At 70.4% G+C, this 17297-nt stretch carries 16 protein-coding genes; 12 read left to right on the top strand and 4 right to left on the bottom strand.

Annotated features, from left to right (window positions below):
* Positions 1 to 125: 125 nt before the first annotated feature.
* The 6 genes from ACQPZA_RS18170 to ACQPZA_RS18145 all read left to right on the top strand — a co-directional run bounded on the left by ACQPZA_RS18170 (position 126) and on the right by ACQPZA_RS18145 (position 8044).
* A complete protein-coding gene (locus tag ACQPZA_RS18170; RefSeq protein WP_433282542.1) occupies positions 126 to 1490 on the top strand; it encodes an ABC transporter substrate-binding protein in 1365 nt (454 codons plus the stop codon).
* 11 nt (positions 1491 to 1501) lie between these two features.
* Positions 1502 to 2500, top strand: a complete 999-nt coding sequence (locus ACQPZA_RS18165; protein ID WP_169395747.1) for a carbohydrate ABC transporter permease — start codon at positions 1502 to 1504, stop codon at positions 2498 to 2500.
* Positions 2500 to 3399 carry a carbohydrate ABC transporter permease gene (locus ACQPZA_RS18160; protein WP_433282539.1) on the top strand — a complete coding sequence of 300 codons (900 nt, stop codon included), beginning with the start codon at positions 2500 to 2502 and terminating at the stop codon, positions 3397 to 3399. Before ACQPZA_RS18165 ends, ACQPZA_RS18160 begins: the two co-directional genes overlap by 1 nt.
* A gap of 218 nt (positions 3400 to 3617) precedes the next feature.
* Positions 3618 to 4229, top strand: coding sequence for a hypothetical protein (locus ACQPZA_RS18155; protein WP_433282536.1), 612 nt, complete (start codon positions 3618 to 3620; stop codon positions 4227 to 4229).
* 89 nt (positions 4230 to 4318) lie between these two features.
* On the top strand, positions 4319 to 5728 hold the full coding sequence (locus ACQPZA_RS18150; protein ID WP_433282535.1) for a hypothetical protein: 1410 nt from the start codon (positions 4319 to 4321) through the stop codon (positions 5726 to 5728).
* Between the two features lie 177 nt (positions 5729 to 5905).
* Positions 5906 to 8044 carry a phosphocholine-specific phospholipase C gene (locus ACQPZA_RS18145; RefSeq protein WP_433282533.1) on the top strand — a complete coding sequence of 713 codons (2139 nt, stop codon included), beginning with the start codon at positions 5906 to 5908 and terminating at the stop codon, positions 8042 to 8044.
* Between the two features lie 129 nt (positions 8045 to 8173).
* Here the strand turns inward: ACQPZA_RS18145 and ACQPZA_RS18140 are convergent, their stop codons facing one another.
* Complete coding sequence (locus ACQPZA_RS18140) at positions 8174 to 8650, bottom strand: MarR family winged helix-turn-helix transcriptional regulator (RefSeq protein WP_433282531.1); 477 nt, start codon at positions 8648 to 8650, stop codon at positions 8174 to 8176.
* A 113-nt stretch (positions 8651 to 8763) separates the two neighbouring features.
* On the opposite strand from ACQPZA_RS18140, the gene ACQPZA_RS18135 reads away from it, so the two are divergent.
* Entirely contained in the window at positions 8764 to 9870 is a 1107-nt protein-coding gene (locus ACQPZA_RS18135) for an epoxide hydrolase family protein (RefSeq protein WP_433282529.1), read from the top strand.
* A 74-nt stretch (positions 9871 to 9944) separates the two neighbouring features.
* Here ACQPZA_RS18135 and ACQPZA_RS18130 read toward each other — a convergent pair whose 3' ends face one another.
* Positions 9945 to 10157, bottom strand: a complete 213-nt coding sequence (locus ACQPZA_RS18130) for a DUF3072 domain-containing protein (RefSeq protein WP_433282527.1) — start codon at positions 10155 to 10157, stop codon at positions 9945 to 9947.
* A gap of 138 nt (positions 10158 to 10295) precedes the next feature.
* On the opposite strand from ACQPZA_RS18130, the gene ACQPZA_RS18125 reads away from it, so the two are divergent.
* Positions 10296 to 10493, top strand: coding sequence for a hypothetical protein (locus tag ACQPZA_RS18125; protein ID WP_169395755.1), 198 nt, complete (start codon positions 10296 to 10298; stop codon positions 10491 to 10493).
* 27 nt (positions 10494 to 10520) lie between these two features.
* Positions 10521 to 11393, top strand: a complete 873-nt coding sequence (locus ACQPZA_RS18120) for a recombinase family protein (protein ID WP_433282525.1) — start codon at positions 10521 to 10523, stop codon at positions 11391 to 11393.
* 45 nt (positions 11394 to 11438) lie between these two features.
* Here ACQPZA_RS18120 and ACQPZA_RS18115 read toward each other — a convergent pair whose 3' ends face one another.
* Positions 11439 to 12920 carry a ketol-acid reductoisomerase gene (locus tag ACQPZA_RS18115; RefSeq protein WP_211174108.1) on the bottom strand — a complete coding sequence of 494 codons (1482 nt, stop codon included), beginning with the start codon at positions 12918 to 12920 and terminating at the stop codon, positions 11439 to 11441.
* Positions 12921 to 13176: 256 nt separating this feature from the next.
* On the opposite strand from ACQPZA_RS18115, the gene ACQPZA_RS18110 reads away from it, so the two are divergent.
* From ACQPZA_RS18110 to ACQPZA_RS18100, 3 genes are all read left to right on the top strand, one after another.
* Positions 13177 to 13860 (top strand): FadR/GntR family transcriptional regulator, encoded by a 684-nt coding sequence (locus ACQPZA_RS18110; protein WP_433282523.1) that lies wholly within the window; start codon positions 13177 to 13179, stop codon positions 13858 to 13860.
* Positions 13857 to 15074 (top strand): CynX/NimT family MFS transporter, encoded by a 1218-nt coding sequence (locus ACQPZA_RS18105; protein ID WP_433282520.1) that lies wholly within the window; start codon positions 13857 to 13859, stop codon positions 15072 to 15074. The genes ACQPZA_RS18110 and ACQPZA_RS18105 overlap by 4 nt, the downstream gene beginning before the upstream one ends.
* A 101-nt stretch (positions 15075 to 15175) precedes the next feature.
* Complete coding sequence (locus ACQPZA_RS18100; RefSeq protein WP_433282518.1) at positions 15176 to 16240, top strand: sigma-70 family RNA polymerase sigma factor; 1065 nt, start codon at positions 15176 to 15178, stop codon at positions 16238 to 16240.
* Here the strand turns inward: ACQPZA_RS18100 and mgrA are convergent.
* The gene (mgrA, locus tag ACQPZA_RS18095) at positions 16209 to 17252 is read right to left on the bottom strand and encodes an L-glyceraldehyde 3-phosphate reductase (RefSeq protein ID WP_169395760.1); all 1044 of its coding nucleotides are present in this window, start codon (positions 17250 to 17252) and stop codon (positions 16209 to 16211) included. The two genes, ACQPZA_RS18100 and mgrA, sit on opposite strands and share 32 nt — an antisense overlap.
* Positions 17253 to 17297: the final 45 nt, after the last annotated feature.

Raw genomic sequence — 17297 nt, 5'->3', positions numbered from 1 at the left:
ATGCGTGAAAATTTCCGCAAGAGCCATTGACCACGCCTGCGGCCCCTGACCTAATGGGCGTCGCGCGCGTGTGTCCCGGCACACACCGGCGCGGCAGGGCAGTGAGAGACCGAAGGAGCTCCCTCATGACCATCTCCGGCAGGCGCCGTCTCGCGCCGCCCGTGCTACCGGCTTCACGTCGGCGAGGGCTGCGGCAGGTGCTGGCGGCCACCGCCACGCTGGCGCTCCTCGCCACGGCGGCCTGCGGCGGCGGCTCGGCAGGGGACCAGGAGCCCGGCGCGGCCCCCACCACCGACAGCCCCGTGCAGCTCTCGGTGGCGTGGTGGGGCGGCCCGGCCCGCGCCGAGAACACGGAGAAGGTGCTGGAGCTCTACAAGAAGTCCCACCCCAACGTCAGCTTCACCACCCAGTGGCAGGGCTACTCCGGCTACTACGACAAGATCAACACCTCTGCCGCAGGCCGGAACGCGCCGGACATCATCCAGATCGACAACCGGGCGCTGCGCGAGTACGCGAACAAGGGGCTCATCGCCGACCTGAACCCCTGGGCAGGCAAGACGCTGAAGGTCGACCAGATCGACCCGAAGCTGCTGGGCACCGGCAAGGTCGACGACAAGCTCTACGCGCTGCCGCTGGCCTCCAACACCCAGGCCCTCGCCGTCGACACCACGGTGATCGAGCCGCTCGGCCTGGTCCCCCCGGAGACGGGCTGGGCGAGCTGGGACGAGTTCGGGACCTGGGCAGCCCAGGTCACCACCGCCACCGGCGGCAAGGTGTGGGGCACGCGCGACGAGAGCGCGAACCTCAGCGCCTTCGAGTACTGGCTGCGGCAGAACGGCAAGGAGCTCTACGACGGTCAGAAGCCCGGTTTCACCGCCGCCGACGCCACGGCGTGGCTCGACCTGTGGGCGAAGCTGCGCGACAGCGGCGCGGCCTCACCCGCCGAGGTCGCCCAGCCGGCCAACGCCGGTGACATCTCCAAGAACACCGTGGCCACCAAGCAGACCGTGGCGACCTTCTCCTACGACAACCAGCTGACCGAGCTCGCCAAGGCCACCGACCACAAGCTGATGCTCGTGCCGCTGCCCGGTCCGGCCGAAGGCGCCTACGCGCGCCCGTCGCAGTTCTTCACCGCCTACGCAGGCGGCAAGAACGTCGCCACCGCCGTCGACGTGATCAACTTCTTCGTCAACGACCCGGAGGCCGGGGCGATCCTGGGCACCGAACGGGGCCTGCCGCCCAACGACCAGGTCAGCGCGGCGATCCTCCCGAGCTTCAGCGAGCAGCTGAAGTATGTGGCCGCCTATGACGACCGGGTGACCAGCCAGGCCGGGGACACGCCGCCCGTGCCCGCCCAGGGTGACTCGCAGATCGTCCAGCTGCTCATCTCCGCCGCGGAGAACGCGGGCTTCGGGCGCCAGTCGACGAGCGACGCCGCCGCGGAGTTCTTCTCCCAGACGACGTCCGCCCTCGAGCGCGCGAGCAGCTGACGGGAACGTCGATGAAGGACACAGTGACGACGGCGACCGGGCCGACGGCGAGCGGGCCCACGGGGGCGACCGTGGCCCGGCGATCGGAGACCGGCCCACCGGCGGCCGGGGTCCGCCGGGACCGCAGGCGGGAGGCCGTCGCCGGATACGTCTTCCTCTCGCCGTGGTTGCTGGGCCTGTTCGGCATCACCCTGCTGCCGATGCTCTACTCGCTCTACCTGAGCTTCACCGACTACGACCTCCTGCAGGACCCCGACTGGGTCGGCGTCGACAACTACGTCCGGATGTTCACCGACGACCCGAAGTTCTGGCACGCGGTGGGCGCCACCCTGCTGTTCGGTGCGGTCTCGGTTCCGTTGAAGCTCGCGGTGGCGCTCGGGGTGGCGCTGCTGCTCTACCGCAACCGGCGCGGTGTCGGCCTCTACCGCTCGCTGTACTACGTGCCCTCACTGCTCGGCGGCAGCGTCGCGATCGCCATCGCGTGGCAGACGCTGTTCGGGGGACAGGGCGCGATCAACGAGGTGCTCGGGTTCTTCGGCATCGAGGGCCGCAGCTGGATCACCAACCCGTCCACCGCGCTGGGCACGCTCGTGCTGCTCGCCGCCTGGCAGTTCGGGGCGCCGATGGTGATCTTCCTCGCCGGGCTCAAGCAGATCCCGGTGGAGATGTACGAGGCCGCCTCGCTCGACGGCGCCGGCCGCGCCAAGCAGTTCTGGCACGTCACGCTGCCGTTGCTCTCACCCGTGCTGTTCTTCAACCTCGTCCTGGAGACCATCGCCGGCTTCCAGGGCTTCACGGCGGCGTTCGTGATCAGCGGCGGGACCGGCGGACCGGCCGACTCGACCCTCCTGTACACGCTCTACCTCTACCTGCGCGGCTTCGGCGACTTCCAGATGGGCTACGCCTCGGCGATGGCCTGGGTCTTCCTGGTGGCGCTGGGCCTGGTGACCGCGCTCGTGTTCCGCAGCGGCTCCCTGTGGGTCCACTACGCCGACGAGGGGGAGCGCTGATGGCCGTTCCGACCGTCCTCGCCCCACCCACGCCGGAACAGCAGGCACCACCACCTGCCGGCCAGCGGCGCTGGTACGACGGCACCGCGGCGCACGTGCTGCTGGTGGGCCTGCTGGTCGTCGCGCTCTACCCGATCGCCTACATGATCGGCACGTCGTTCAAGTCGCCCCAGGAGATCTTCAACAACCTCGACATCTGGCCGCGGGAGTTCACCCCGGGCAACTACAGCGAGGGGTGGGCGGGGATCCCCGGCGTCAGCTTCGGCCGGTTCTTCCTCAACAGCGCCGTCATCTCCACGGGTGTGGTGGTCGGCAACGTGGTGTCGTGCGCGCTCGCCGCGTTCGCGTTCGCCCGGCTGCGCTTCCCCCTGCGCGGCATGTGGTTCGCGCTCATGATCGGCACGCTGCTGCTGCCGCACCACGTGCTGATCGTGCCGCAGTACGTGCTGTTCAACTACCTGGGCTGGATCAACACGCCCCTGCCGCTGGTCGTGCCGAAGTTCGTGGCCACGGACGCGTTCTTCGTGTTCCTGATGGTGCAGTTCATGCGGGGGATCCCGCGCACGCTCGACGAGGCCGCCGAGATCGACGGCTGCGGGCCCTACCGGCGGTTCTTCCACGTCGTGCTGCCGCTCACGAAGCCTGCCCTGGTCACCACCGCGGTCTTCTCGTTCATCCAGACCTGGAACGACTTCTTCTCCCAGCTCGTCTACCTCAACGACCTCTCCAGCTACACGGTCCCGATCGGCCTGCGACTGTTCCTCGACTCCAGCGGACAGAATGCGGTAGGCCCGATGTTCGCGATGTCGGTCCTCTCCCTCGTGCCGGTGTTCCTGTTCTTCCTGTTCTTCCAGCGGTTGATCGTGGACGGGATCAACACGAGCGGGATCAAGGGATGAGCGAGCCTGCGAGCGAGTCATCGACACAGCGCCTTTGCGAAGCGTCGGCCGAGCGCAGCGAGGGCGTGCGGTGAGCGAGCCTGCGAGCGAGTCATCGACACAGCGCCTTTGCGAAGCGTCGGCCGAGCGCAGCGAGGGCGTGCGGTGAGCGAGCCTGCGAGCGAGTCATCGACACAGCGCCTTTGCGAAGCGTCGGCCGAGCGCAGCGAGGGCGTGCGATGACGGGTGGCCTGCTGCGGCGACGGGTCCCGGAGCCGACGGGGTCCGGGCGCGGGTGGAAGGAGCAGCTGCGCCGCGTCTCGGAGCTGTGCCTGCTCGGCATCGTGGCAGCCGTGCTCTGCCTGCCGCTGCTGACGGTCGGGGCGGTGGTCGCGGTGCTGTCGTCGGCGGTGGGGCACTGGATCGACCACGACGACCTGCCGCCGTGGCGCGACATGGGCGCCGAGCTGCTGCGGCGGCTGCTGCCCGGTGCGGCGGTCGCGCTGGCCGGGGGGGCGGCGGCCCTCGTGGTCGTCCGCCAGGTGCGCTGGCTGGCGAGCGGTGAGGTCCCCGGGGGGAGCGTGGCGCTGGTGGCACTGCTCGTGGCCACCGGCTGCCTGCTCGCGGTGGTGCTGCTCGCGGTGCCGCTGCTCGCCGGCGGTGGCTCGTGGCGCAGCGCACTCGCGGGTGGCTGGGCGGCGTTGCTGCGGTCACCGGGGGCCGGGGCCGCGGCGCTGGGCGTCACACTGATCGCCGTGACGCTCGCCGTGCTCCTGCCCGGCGCAGTGCTCCTGCTACCGGCGCTGCTGGTGCTGGCCCTGCACGCGGTGTACCGGGCCCTCGTGCGGTGATCATCGGGGGAGGGGCGGTGGAGTGCCGCGGCGCCCACCGCGGAGCTCCGTAAACTGCCGTTCTCCACGCTCTGGTGGAAAATCGCGGTATGGCCGATGACGACCGTATCGACCTGGTCATCGTCGATGCCTGGGATGAGCTACCCGAGCAGCTCCGCCGGGAGCTCGTCGCGCGCCGTGCAGCGTTGCCCGAATGGGGGCCCTACCAGCGCGACGACAGACCGGGCAGGAACTGGGAGCCGCTCCGGCCGATGGTCATCCGGGAACGGGCCTACCGGGGCCTCGAGTCCCTCTCGACCCGGCTGCTGCGCCTGGCCGTGGATGCGTGCTGCCGCCGGGCTTCGACGGTGGGCGACCTGCATCGACTACTGCGCTTCCCCCATCAGATCCTGTTGATGGATCCTGATCGCCCGCTGGTTGCGGCGGAGCTCACCCGGTTCGCCCGGCCCGACATCCTGGTCGAACGGGGGAGACCGCGCTTTCTGGAGTTCAACATCAGCACCCGGCTCGGGGGCGACGGGGTGGCGGGCTGGCTCGCGGAGGCCTACGTGCAGTTGTGCCCGGAGATCGGTCTGCGACTGCCGCCCACCACGGTGGCGGCGCAATGCGCGGCGCTGACCCGGACGCCGGAAACCGGGAACGGGCACCGCAGCTCACGCCGGTTGCTCATCCCCGTTCACGCGGTGACCGACAGCACAGGCACCCGGCATCGCCGCTACATGATCAAGCCGGGGGTCCTGGCCGCTGCGCAGCAGGTGGGCCTCGAGGTCCTCCACACCGACCTCGTCGACCTGGGCCTCGACAACGCCGGCCGGCTGCTCGCCTCCGACGTGCCGGTCGACATCGTGCTGCTCGGGTGGCGCGGTAGCGACCACATCGTCGACGACGGCGGCGGGCTGGCCGCTCTCTGTGCCGCGGACCGGGCCCGGACCGTCGAGCTGTTCCCTCGCCCGGAGTCGGGGCTCGTCTCGTCGAAGGCGGTGCTGTCCTGGCTCCACGAGGACTGTGATGCGGGCGTGCTCGGCGTGGCCGACCGCGCTCTGGTGCGTGCCCACGTTCCGCGGACCGTGTGCCTCGGTCTGGACGGGGATCCGGACGGGGAGCGGAGGCTGCTGCGCATCGCGGCCGATGACCGGGACCGGCTGGTCGCGAAGCCGGCCGTCGGCAGGTCCGGCAACGATGTGATCTTCGGGAGCCGGACGTCGGCGCAGAACTGGCAGACCGCTGTCGCCGATGCGGCGCGCGAGTCGCCTCTGGTTCTCCAGCGCCGCGTCGAACCCGACCGCATCACGATGCCTTTCCGCGATCGGGAGTCCCGCCGGCAGGTCACCACACGGGTGCCGTTCGTGCTCAGCCTGTTCATGGTCGACGGTGCGGCGGCGGGCATCCTGGTGCGCCACATGGCCCCGGACCTGCCCGGTGGGGACGAGGTGATCGGTATGCGTCACGGCGCACGCCCGAACGCGGTCCTGTTCGCACCGGAGCCGCACGCAACCTGATTCGAACGCGATCAGGACAATTACGACGGATTGGGCCGAACCAGCGATGAATGTTGTACGAGTGGCCTGATTCTTGCGTATGCGGCAATTTCTGCGCTGTATTCCGGACATCCAGGGGAAAGATCACGCCACGAGTCTCTCCAGGCGCATCCCCCGAGCCCTGGAGAGACCTCGAGCATGTCCGAACTGTCCCGCAGAAACTTCCTCGCCGGTGCCGCGACCGTTGCCGGCGCCGCCGCCATCGGGGCCGCCCTTCCCGGTGTGAGCGCCGCCGCGACTCCCGCGGCGGCCAAACCAGGCAAGGCGCACGGCGACATCCGCGACATCAAGCACATCGTCGTGATCATGCAGGAGAACCGCAGCTTCGACCACTACTTCGGCGCCCTCAAGGGGGTGCGGGGGTTCGGTGACCGCTCCACGATCCAGCTGCCGGGTGGCGCGTCCGTCTGGGAGCAGCCGAAGAAGCCCACGGCCGGGGCCGAGACCCAGTACCCGTGGCGGCTGAGCGGGGCGAAGTCCTGGAGCGGCGCCACCCCGCCGAGCGCCGAGCTCGGCGCGGCCAACTACGGCGGCACGAGCCACGGATGGGCCGACCAGCACGGCGCCTGGAACGGCGGCCTCATGAACGGCTGGTACGACGCCAAGGGCGGCCCGACCACCCTCGGCTACCTGGACCGCAAGGACCTTCCCTTCCACTACGCACTGGCGGACGCCTACACGGTCGGCGACGCCTATCACTGCTCCGTGCTCAGCGCGACCGGCCCGAACCGCACCTACCTGTGGAGCGGGACGATCAATGCCGACAAGAAGCACGGCAGCTTCACCGCCAACGACGGCGGCGACGAGCGCGGCAAGTCCCTGCCCTGGGAGAGCTACGCCGAGACGCTCCAGAAGGCCGGCGTCAGCTGGCGGGTGTACCAGTGCGCCGACGACTACGGCGACAACGGCCTGGAGTACTTCGCCACCTTCGCCAAGCTCGACCCCACCCAGGGGGGCACGGCCACTCCGGGCAACGTCTTCTACGACAACGGCGTGAAGAACGTCCCCGAGCCGGTGACCGGACTCGCGGGCAACGCCGACAACATCAACGCCGCGATCCGCGCCGACGTGCTCAGCGGCGCGTTGCCGCAGGTCAGCTACGTCGTCAACAACCAGTTCTTCTCCGAGCACCCGGTGACGGCCCCGAGCAACGGCGCGTACTTCCTCCGCGGCCTCCTGGAGGCCCTCAACGCCGACCCGAGTGTCCTCGACTCGACCCTGGTGATCCTCAACTACGACGAGAACGACGGCCAGTTCGACCACGTGCCGCCGCCCCTGCCCGCGCCGGGGGAGGCGGACGAGTTCGTCTCCGTCGGCACCACCGCCGCCCTCCCGGTCGGCCTCGGGTTCCGGGTGCCGTTGATCCTCGTGTCGCCCTGGACCCGGGGAGGTTTCGTGACCTCCGAGGTCTCCGACCACACCTCGGTCATCCAGTTCATCGAGAAGTGGACGACGGCCCTCGGCACGCCGGCCATCTGCCCCAACATCAGCGACTGGCGCCGCAAGGTCTGCGGTGACCTCACCGGAGCCTTCGACTTCGCCTCGCCGGTCTACGGCCTGCCCGACCTGCCGGACACGGGGGAGCTCGTCCCCGAGACGAAGTACACCCCGCTGCCGGGCGACAACACGATGCCCACCCAGGAGCAGGGGACCAAGCCGGCCCGCCCGCTGCCGTACCAGCCCAACGCCAACCTCACCGGCTTCGGCGCCGGTGTCGTGAACCTGGCGTTCAGCAACGACGCTCCGTTCGTCACCAAGGCGAGCCACTTCACCGTCTACGACAACAAGGGCGGCTTCCCGGCGCTGGCGCAGTACCCGGCGAAGTTCCCGGGCCAGTACACCGTCGGCGCCAAGGAGACGGCCACCGGCACCGGCCCCGTCGGCTCGTCCGCAGGCGACACCGCCTACGACCTGACCATCACCGGCCCGAACCGGTTCCTGCGCCGCTTCATCGGCGACGTCGCCACCGCCGGCAAGGACCTGGTGGTCGAGGCGAGCTACTACGACGGCAAGTCGACCGCACGCCCGAAGCTGAAGCTGTGGTTGCGGAACAACGGCAACACGCCCGCGGAGTTCACCGTCACGCACAACCACTACATCTCCGGCGCCCCGCAGAAGGTGAAGGTCGGCGCGCGCAGCAAGGAGGCGTGGGCGGTCAGCCCGCTGGGGGTCAGCGGCGGCTGGTACGACGTGACCGTCACGGCCGACACCGACGGCGCCTGGTCGCAGCGGTTCATCGGCCACCTGGAGACGGGCGAGGCCAGCATCACCGGCTGAGAGCCCGGCCCGTAGCCCCGGGCCGCGTCACCGGGCTCGAAGCCCGAGTACGTCGCGGTCCGGGGGACGGCGCCGCGAGAGCGGGCCGGAGACCGATAACTGTCATAACGTCGATTATCGGTTGTCGACTCAGGGGAGCGGTAGCCGGTTCTCGCGGCCGGCGTCGTGGTGGTCCAACAGTCTGGACAGCAGCTCGGTCAACCGCTGTCGCTCCTCGGGCGACAGCGGAGCCAGCAGCTCGTCCTGCGATTCGGCCAGCCGCTTCTCCAGTTGCCGCAGCTGCCGCTCGCCTGCAGCGGTCAGCGAGATGATGTTGCGACGCCGATCGGTGGGGTCCGAGGCGCGCTCGACCAGTTTGCGATCGGCGGCCTCGTTGATCGTCGCGACCATGTCGCTGACATGGATGCCGCTACGGCGGCCGAGCGCGGCCTGGCTGGCGGGGCCGAACTCCTCCAGTGTCGCCAGTAGTCGGTAGTGGTAGCCGGTGGCCTGAAGGGAAGAGAACCCGTCGGCTACCAGGCGGTGTGCGTGACCGGCGGCCCGGGTGAGCAGCCAGCTGGGCAGGCTCTTCCAGCCGGCGGGCGTCTCCTCGGATGGGTTCTCCATGTGGTGAGTCTAACGAGTCGTTGGGTGCACCAATGACTGTGTTATCGTTCGTGGCACCAACGTTAGTGTCTCAAACGTTTGGGACCTGAACGAATCTCCCTGGAGCCGAGACCATGATCGAGCCATTCCACATCGACATCCCCCAGGCCGACCTCGACGACCTGACCGACCGGCTCTCCCGCACCCGTTGGCCCAACGAGGTCGCCGACGCCGGGTGGGACTACGGCTTCCCGCTGGCGCGGCTCAAGGAACTGGCCGAGTACTGGCGCACCGGCTACGACTGGCGCGAGCACGAGGCAACGCTCAACGAGCTGCCGCACTTCACCACCGAGATCGAGGGCCAGAACATCCACTTCGTCCACGTCCGGTCTGCGGAACCGGACGCGCTCGCGCTGATCCTCACCCACGGCTGGCCCGGTTCGTTCCTGGAGTTCCTCGACGTGATCGAGCCACTGTCGCGCGACTTCCACCTGGTGATTCCGTCCATCCCGGGTTACGGCTTCTCCGGGCCGACCGACGAGCGCGGCTGGGACATCGTCCGGGTCGCGCGGGCCTGGGCCGAGCTCATGCGCCGCCTCGGGTACGAGCGCTATGGCGCGCAGGGCGGCGACTTCGGCTCGGGCATCTCGCTGGCGCTCGGCACGGTGGCACCCGAGCGGGTCGTCGGGGTGCACGTCAACTACCTGCCGACCCGGCCGGTCCCGGACGCCGACATCGAACTGTCCGAAACGGATGAAGCGCGGTTGGACAAGATCCGGCAGCTGATGGCGAATCGTCCGCCGTACCAGGCTCTGCAGGCCTCCACCCCGCAGACCATCGGCTACGCGTTGACCGACTCGCCGGTGGGCCAGCTGGCCTGGATCGCCGAGCGCTTCGCACAGTGGACGGACCCACGCTCGCCGATCAGCGACGAGCGGATGCTCACCGACATCTCGCTGTACTGGCTGACCGCCACCGCGGCCTCCTCCGCGCGGCTGCACCACGATGCTCCGCGGCGGATCGAGCCGTGCCCGGTGCCGGTTGGCGTGGCGGTGTTCGCCCACGACATCACGCAGTCGGTACGACCGCTGGCCGAGCGGCTGTACGACATCAGGCACTGGTCGGAGTTCGAGCGCGGCGGCCACTTCGCCGCGATGGAGGTGCCGGAGCTGCTTGCCGAGGACGTCCGGGACTTCTTCCTCACCCGTCTTGCGTACGACGACCGGGTCGCCACCGGCTGAGAGACACGGCCGGCCGCGAACCGGAGAGCTCGGCAACCCCGCACCGGACCATGTCGGCTGCGGGGATCCGGGGCTCAGCGGCCCCGGCCGGTGCGCTCCTGCAGTTCGTCGATCCGCTTCGAGGCATCTGCCTTGGACAGGTCGTCGGGCGGCGCCTGCTCGCCGGCTTCCTGCGCGAGCGTCTGCAGGTAGGACCTCTGGGCGCCCGTCATCGGCTCGTCGCCCGTGGTCCAGTCGTCCGGGTCCTTCGCTGCGGTGGGGTCCGCCGCCGTGTTGTTGTCAACCATGGATCGAACATATCTTCGAACCCCGACACTCGCCAGCGGAGGCTCGACGGGTGGTCCGCACCCTCCGACCGGGTGCCGCACCGATGCCGCGCAGCTCAGGTGCGTGCACTCCCCCACGTCTCACGGCACTCTGAGCACGTGCCCCGTGGCGAGCGTGACGGCGTGCCCGACTCCGCGCGGGTCGCCGCCTCGCTGCGCGCCATCCTGGCCGCCGTCGACGCCGGAGAGGTGGCGGCCGACGACGCCCAGCGGGCCCACCTCGCCGGCGCGGCCGAGGTCCTGGAGGCACTGGCCACTCCCCCGGCCCCCGATCGGCCTCCCAGGGATTTACGTTAAAGGCCCGTATCTCGTAAAGTCTGGGGCGTGACCAGTCCCCGCCGCACCCGCCGCGCGCGCTCCGTCCACGACCCCCGGGTGATCGCCTACCAGCGGGTGAGCACGGAGCAGCAGGCCGAGTCCGGCGGCGGCCTCGACGCGCAGCACAGGGCGATCGAGGCCGAGATCGCCCGCCGTGGCTGGACCAGGGTGGAGTGGGTCGTCGACCCTGCCTGGTCGGGCAAGGACCTCGACCGGCCCGAGCTGGACGCCGCGCTCGCCCGGCTCGCCGCCGGCGACGCCGACGTGCTGATCGCGTCCAAGCTCGATCGGATCTCCCGATCGGTGCACGACTTCTCCGGGTTGCTCGACCGCGCCTCCCGGCAGGGCTGGCAGCTCGTGTGTCTCGACGTCGACGTGGACACCTCCACCCCGTCGGGTGAGCTGGTGGCGCACATGGTCGCCAGCACGGCGCAGTACGAACGCCGCGTGATCTCGCAGCGGACGAAGGATGCGCTTGCGGCGAAGCGCGCCGCCGGAGTGCGGCTCGGACGCCCGGCAGTGGTGCCGGAGCGCGTGGTCCGCCGCGTGCTCGGCGAGCGGGCCGCGGGGTCGACGCTCCGTGCGATCGCGGAGGGCCTGACCGCCGACGGGGAGCCGACCGCCCGCGGCGGGGCGGTGTGGTCGACCAGCAGTGTGCAGGCGGTGCTCGGCGGGCAGGACGGCATGCGGCTGCGCTGGGTCACGGCCCGCGAGGTGCGGCTCGGCGTGGTGCACGCCCTCGACATGGTGACGAACACGCCGGCGCATCCGATCGAGTCGGAGTGGACGCCCCAGCCCGGCACGACGTGGCGGGAGCTGGTGCCGGACGGGCGGTGCGAGCGCTGCGAGCAGCTCGTCCGGGGTGCATCGGGCGAGTAGGTCGCCGCCCGGCCCGGCTCCCGCGGGAGCCGGGCCGGGAACGCGTCACTCGACGAAGATGTCCACCGAAGGGCGCATCTCGGCGCAGACCCGCAGCACGTCGTGGATGACATGCCCTTCGAACGCCTCGAACGGCTTGGTGTCCACGGCCTGCTGGTCGCTGTCCACCGCGGGGTAGGCCTGCTGGGTGAGCAGGTAGTCGAACCGCGGCGCCCACTTGCGGGCTCCCAGGCGAGCGGTGGTGGAGCAGTTGTCCACCATGTACGCCACGCCGCGGGCGTGCATGTACGGGTTGAGCGAGTCGACGGCCTCGATCACCGACTCGTTGGCGATCTCCGAGTAGGGGTGGCCGCGCTCGAGCAGGACGTCGACCTGGCCCATCATCACGCCGCAGAAGACGCCGGCGGTGAAGGGGTCCAGCGGGATCTCGTTCTCGACGCGGTCGGCCCGCACCTTCTGGCCCACCTGCCACATGTCGGCCTGGTCGATCTTGCCCATCGGGAACCGGGAGAGCCGCTGCCCGGCGAGCACCACGCTGTTGATCTCGTTGCCCGAGAGGACCTCGTCGTAGATCTCGTGGGTCAGCTCGAACCCGACGGGGTAGGCCGCCGAGTACGCCTCGGCGAACACCGCCCTGCCGTCGCGGTCCAGCCGCCGGTACAGCCCGTCGAGGCCGTCCTTGGAGATGATCTTCGAGATCGGGCCGGTGACCGACTCCGTGGAGTGCCGGAACGCGTTCTCGTCGGTCATGCCGTGGTCGCGGTAGCGGCGGTAGAGGCTCTCGACGATCCCGTGCACCCCGGCCAGCAGCATGGCGCGCTCGCCGGAGAGGTCGGACAGGTACTCCGAACGCAGGGTGGTCTGGAACGTGTAGGGGGCGCCGAGCGCGACCGACCAGCCCAGCGCGCGGTCGGTGGCGTGCCCGGTGACGTCCTGCTGCACCGCGAAGCTGGCGTTGATCCCGGCTCCGTTGACCTCGACGCCCTGCACGTAGAGGGCGCGCACCGAGGCGCCCATGCCCTTCGGGCAGACGGCGATGATGTCGACCTCGGCGGGGAACTGCTTGCCCTCGGCCGTGAGGTGACCGAGCAGGAAGCCGTGGGAGAACCCGAGGGTGGTGCCCGGCCGCACCGCCGCGAAGATCTGCTCGTACAGCTCGGCCTGGGCGGCGTCGGAGATCAGCAGGATGACCATGTCCGAGCCGCTGATGACCTCGAACATCTCACCGAGGGTGCCGTCCTCCTCGCTGAAGCCGGCCGCCCGTGCCTGGTCGAAGGATCCCGACCCGGCGCGCAGGCCCACCGTGACCTTCACGGCCCCGTTCAGTGAGTCGCGCAGGTTCTGCGCCTGCGCCGAACCCTGAGGGCCCCAGCCGATGACGCCGATCTGGTTCACCCCGGCGAACGCTTGGGGAAGCCTGTCGAAAAGGTGACGTCCACCACGGACGATCGCCTCCTGGCGACCGCCGAGGGAGATGTACTCCTTGTCGAAAACGGTGGTCTCGAAGTCGAGAATCTGGTCCGGCATGGCCCTCTCTCATCAGATCATTTGCCCGGTTCGCGCTCGGCCCGGTGGCACCGTCGACGACCCCGCGGTACAGGTGAGCGGTTTCATTATGCCGAGCCCGGCAGAGTCGTTGTGATCGGCATCAAAGACGTCGGGTCCGGATTGTCGAAAATGTGTGCGCCGGCCCCGCTGCCAATTCCCGATGGCTCGACCCGGCAGAGGGGGCGACCGGGGTCAGGCAGCGGTGGTTCGAAACATGGGACGTTAGGATGGCTTGATGGGCTTGTCCGCCGTGCGTACCGGAAGGCTGTGCGATGAGGTCGTCGCACAGTTCGAAGAGCTGATCGAGAGCGGTGAGTGGCCACTCGGGTCGAAGATCCCGCCCGAGCCGGAACTGGTCGCGGCACTGGGAGTCGGCCGCAACACGGTGCGGGAGGCCGTCCGGGCCCTCGAGCACACCGGACTCTTGGAACCCCGGCGGGGTGACGGCACCTATGTCCGCGCCACGAGCGGCCTGCGTGCCGCCATCCTGCGCCGGGCCCGGCGCTCCACGGTGCTCGACGTGCTCGCGGTCAGAATGAGCCTGGAGAGGGACGCCGCCGCCACGGCCGCCGTCCGGCGTACCGACGCGGACATCACCGCCATCCGCACCGCCGCGGCAGCCCGCCGGGCCTCGTGCGACGGCGGTGACCGGGCCGCGTTCGTCGCCGCGGACCTCGCCTTCCACCACGCGGTGATCGCCGCGACCGGAAACCCCGTGCTCATCGACCTCTACACCGGGCTGACCGACGCGCTGCAGCACACGGTGGCCACGGTCGACGAGCTCGATGACGACCCGGCGGCCTTCCCCGGCCATGACGAGCTCGCGGCGGCGGTCATCGCGGGCGACCCGGTCGCGGCGCGCACGGCAGCGGAGAGCTATCTCGACGCCGCACGCCGCCTCGTCGAGGGAAGCCGGTGAGCGCCGACGTCACCGCCACGGCAGCCGGCGTCGGCCGCTCGTCGCGCCTGCCCGCGTGGTGGATCGGCCTCACGATCGTGCTGGTCGCGGCCAACCTGCGGCCCGCGGTCGTCGGCGTCGCGCCCGTACTGGCCCAGATCACGGCGAGCGAGGGGCTCTCCGGTACGGCCGCCGGGGTACTGACCGCGTTGCCGGTGCTCTGCTTCGGCCTGCTCGCGCCGGCCGCTCCCCGCCTGGCCCGGCGGTTCGGCATCGAGCGCACGGTGCTCGGTGCGCTGGTGCTGCTCTGTGTCAGCTTCGCGGTCCGGTCCGCGGGTTCGGTCGTCCTGCTCTTCGTCGGCACCCTGCTGGCCGGGTCCGCCATCGCCATCGGGAACGTGCTGCTCCCGGCCCTGATCAAGCGGGACTTCTCCCACCGCACCGGCGTCATGACGGGGCTGTACACGATGGCGATCTCCGCGGGTGGCGCGCTCGCCGCGGGCATCACCGTTCCGGTGGCCACCGCGGCAGGTCTCGACTGGCGTGGGGCACTTGCCATCTGGGGACTGTTCGCGCTGCTCGCGCTGGTGTTCTGGCTACCCCGGGTACGGGGTGGCAACGGCATCGGCCGAACCGGCGGCGTGCGGATCACCGGGCTCTGGCGCGACGCGGTCGCCTGGCAGGTCACCGCGTTCATGGGGCTCCAGTCGCTCGGTTACTACGCCGTGTCGGCGTGGATCCCCGCCGTGTTCGCCGACCGCGGGTTCGATCCGGAGGCAGCGGGGTGGCTGCTGTCGCTGGGGAGCTTCGTCGGGATCGCCGGCTCGATGGCGGCGCCGATGCTGGCCACCCGGTTCCGGAGCCAGCGGCTGGTCGCCGCCGGCCTGACGGCGGTCTCGGCGCTCGGCCTGCTCGGGGTGATCGCGGTGCCCGGGGCCGAGGTCGTCTCGATGGCGCTGCTCGGGTTCGGGCAGGGCGCGGCGATCGGGCTCGCACTGACGCTGGTGGCGCTGCGCTCCCCCGACGCCCCGCACGCCTCGCAGCTGTCCGGGATGGCGCAGAGCGTCGGATACGTCGTGGCCGCGATGGGACCGTTCCTGGTGGGAGCGGTGCATGACGCCACGGGGTCGTGGACGGTTCCCCTCCTGTTGCTGCTCGTCCTGTTCGTGCCGCAGGGCATCGCCGGCGTGCTGGCCGGCCGCGAGCGGTGGGTGGGGTCGGCGACCGCTCCCTGATCGGTACCGGGCGATTCGACCCGTGGCGCGGTTGTTTTGTCGGTATCGACCCCTACTCTGCCGGGCGGGTGTGGTTGTGCGCCCGAGGAGAGGGGACCCGGATGACCGATCTCGCCACCGCCGATGCCGTCCCGCCCACCACGTGGGAGCAGCATCGGGTCGAGCTCACGGCGTACTGCTACCGGATGCTCGGGTCGTCGGCCGACGCCGAGGACGCCGTACAGGACACGATGGTGCGGGCGTGGCGCTCGTTCGACCGCTTCGAGGGCCGTTCCTCGGTGCGCTCGTGGCTGTACAAGATCGCCACCAACGTCTGCCTCACGATGCTCGACGGTCGCAAGCGGCGGGCCCGGCCGATGGACTTCGGGCCGGCGGGGTCGGCCGAAGCGCCGGTCAAGGAGCCGACCAACGAGATCTCCTGGCTCGAGCCCATCCCGGACGCCCGGGTCCTGCCCACCGAGGCCGACCCGGCGGAGCTGGCGGTGTCCCGGGAGTCGGTCCGGCTCGCGTTCGTCGCCGCGCTGCAGCACCTGCCGGCGCGCCAGCGCGCGGTGCTGATCCTGCGCGAGGTGCTGCAGTGGAAGGCGTCCGAGGTCGCCGAGCTGCTCGGCACCACCGTCGCCTCGGTCAACAGCGCGCTCCAGCGGGCCAGGGCCACCTTGGCCGAGAACAACCTCGACCGGTCCGCGGCCGTCGACGTGATGGACGACGACCATCGCGCGCTGCTGTCGCGCTATGCCGAGGCGTTCGAGCGGTACGACATCAGCGCCCTGGTCTCGCTGCTGCACGAGGACGCCATCCTCAACATGCCCCCCTACAACCTGTGGTTGCAGGGCCCCGAGGAGATCAGCACGTGGTTCACCGGGCACGGCGCCGGCTGCGCCGGTTCCCGACTGGTGCCGCTCGCGGCCAACGGACAGCCCGCCTTCGGCCAGTACCGGCGCGATCCCGATGAGGACGGCTACTACGCGTGGGCCGTGCAGGTACTGGAGTTCCTCCAGGGCCGGATCAGCGGTTACAGCTCGTTCCTCGACGTGGAGACGCTGTTCCCGATGTTCGGGCTCCCGCTGCGGCTCGACGCGGCAGGCGAGCCGGTGCCGGCCGCGTCCCCAGCGGCGGAGCCTCCGGCCCCGGTCAGCGTTCCGCCGAGCGGGCCCACAGGTTGATGCCAGCATCCACGGCGTGCTGATCGATGCGGTCGAGCTCGTCGGTGCTGAACTCGAGGTTGTCCAGCGCCCCGAGGTTGTCGTCGAGCTGATGCACGCTGCTGGCCCCCACCAGCACCGACGTCACCCGGGAGTCGCGCAGCGCCCAGGCCAGCGCCATCTGCGCGAGCGACTGGTTGCGGGCCGCCGCCATCTCGTTGAGCGCCCGGATGTGGGTGATGGTCTTGTCGGTGAGCAGGTCGGGCGAGAGCGACTTGCCCTGCGTCGCGCGTGAGCCGGCCGGCACCCCGTCGAGGTACTTGCTGGTGAGCATGCCCTGCGCGAGCGGGGAGAACGCGATGCACCCCACGCCCGTCTCCTCCAGCGCGTCGAGCAGGTCCTCCTCGATCCAGCGGTTGAGCATCGAGTACGAGGGCTGGTGGATCAGCAGCGGTGTGCCGAGCCCCCGCAGGATCCTGGCGGCCTCGCGGGTGCGGTCACCGCTGTAGGACGAGATGCCGGCGTAGAGCGCCTTGCCGGAGCGCACCGCGGTGTCGAGCGCCCCCATCGTCTCCTCGAGCGGCGTGGTGGGGTCGAAGCGGTGGCTGTAGAAGATGTCGACGTAGTCCACGCCCATCCGGGCCAGCGACTGGTCGAGACTCGCCAGCAGGTACTTCCGCGACCCGCCGCCCTGGCCGTACGGGCCGGGCCACATGTCGTAGCCGGCCTTGGTGGAGAGGATCAGCTCGTCGCGGTACGGGCGGAAGTCCTGCGCGAAGATCGTGCCGAAGTTGCTCTCCGCGCTGCCGTAGGGCGGGCCGTAGTTGTTGGCCAGGTCGAAGTGCGTGATTCCGCGGTCGAACGCGTGGCGCAGGATGGCGCGCTGCGTCTCGAGCGGCTTGTCGTCGCCGAAGTTGTGCCAGAGCCCGAGCGAGACCGTGGGGAGATCCAGGCCGCTGCGCCCGCAGCGTCGAAAGGTGCCGCTGTTCGGCTGGAAGGACTCGTAGCGGTCGGCTGCGGCAAGGTAGGTCACGCTCCCATCCTGCCCGGTCGGGTCGGGCCGCCACGGAGCGGCCGC

Source organism: Pseudonocardia xinjiangensis, assembly GCF_050948425.1.
In the GTDB taxonomy this organism is placed as follows: Bacteria; Actinomycetota; Actinomycetes; order Mycobacteriales; family Pseudonocardiaceae; genus Pseudonocardia; species Pseudonocardia xinjiangensis.
Note: the sequence above shows the minus strand (reverse complement) of the source record. Positions and strands in the feature narration are given on the sequence as shown.

Coding starts and splice junctions, on each gene's coding strand:
- ACQPZA_RS18110 (WP_433282523.1), top strand. CDS start 13,177: ATGGGCTTGTCCGCCGTGCGTACCGGAAGGCTGTGCGATGAGGTCGTC.
- ACQPZA_RS18150 (WP_433282535.1), top strand. CDS start 4,319: ATGGCCGATGACGACCGTATCGACCTGGTCATCGTCGATGCCTGGGAT.
- ACQPZA_RS18130 (WP_433282527.1), bottom strand. CDS start 10,157: ATGGTTGACAACAACACGGCGGCGGACCCCACCGCAGCGAAGGACCCG.
- ACQPZA_RS18115 (WP_211174108.1), bottom strand. CDS start 12,920: ATGCCGGACCAGATTCTCGACTTCGAGACCACCGTTTTCGACAAGGAG.
- ACQPZA_RS18170 (WP_433282542.1), top strand. CDS start 126: ATGACCATCTCCGGCAGGCGCCGTCTCGCGCCGCCCGTGCTACCGGCT.
- ACQPZA_RS18145 (WP_433282533.1), top strand. CDS start 5,906: ATGTCCGAACTGTCCCGCAGAAACTTCCTCGCCGGTGCCGCGACCGTT.
- ACQPZA_RS18155 (WP_433282536.1), top strand. CDS start 3,618: ATGACGGGTGGCCTGCTGCGGCGACGGGTCCCGGAGCCGACGGGGTCC.
- ACQPZA_RS18165 (WP_169395747.1), top strand. CDS start 1,502: ATGAAGGACACAGTGACGACGGCGACCGGGCCGACGGCGAGCGGGCCC.
- ACQPZA_RS18135 (WP_433282529.1), top strand. CDS start 8,764: ATGATCGAGCCATTCCACATCGACATCCCCCAGGCCGACCTCGACGAC.
- ACQPZA_RS18160 (WP_433282539.1), top strand. CDS start 2,500: ATGGCCGTTCCGACCGTCCTCGCCCCACCCACGCCGGAACAGCAGGCA.
- ACQPZA_RS18100 (WP_433282518.1), top strand. CDS start 15,176: ATGACCGATCTCGCCACCGCCGATGCCGTCCCGCCCACCACGTGGGAG.
- ACQPZA_RS18140 (WP_433282531.1), bottom strand. CDS start 8,650: ATGGAGAACCCATCCGAGGAGACGCCCGCCGGCTGGAAGAGCCTGCCC.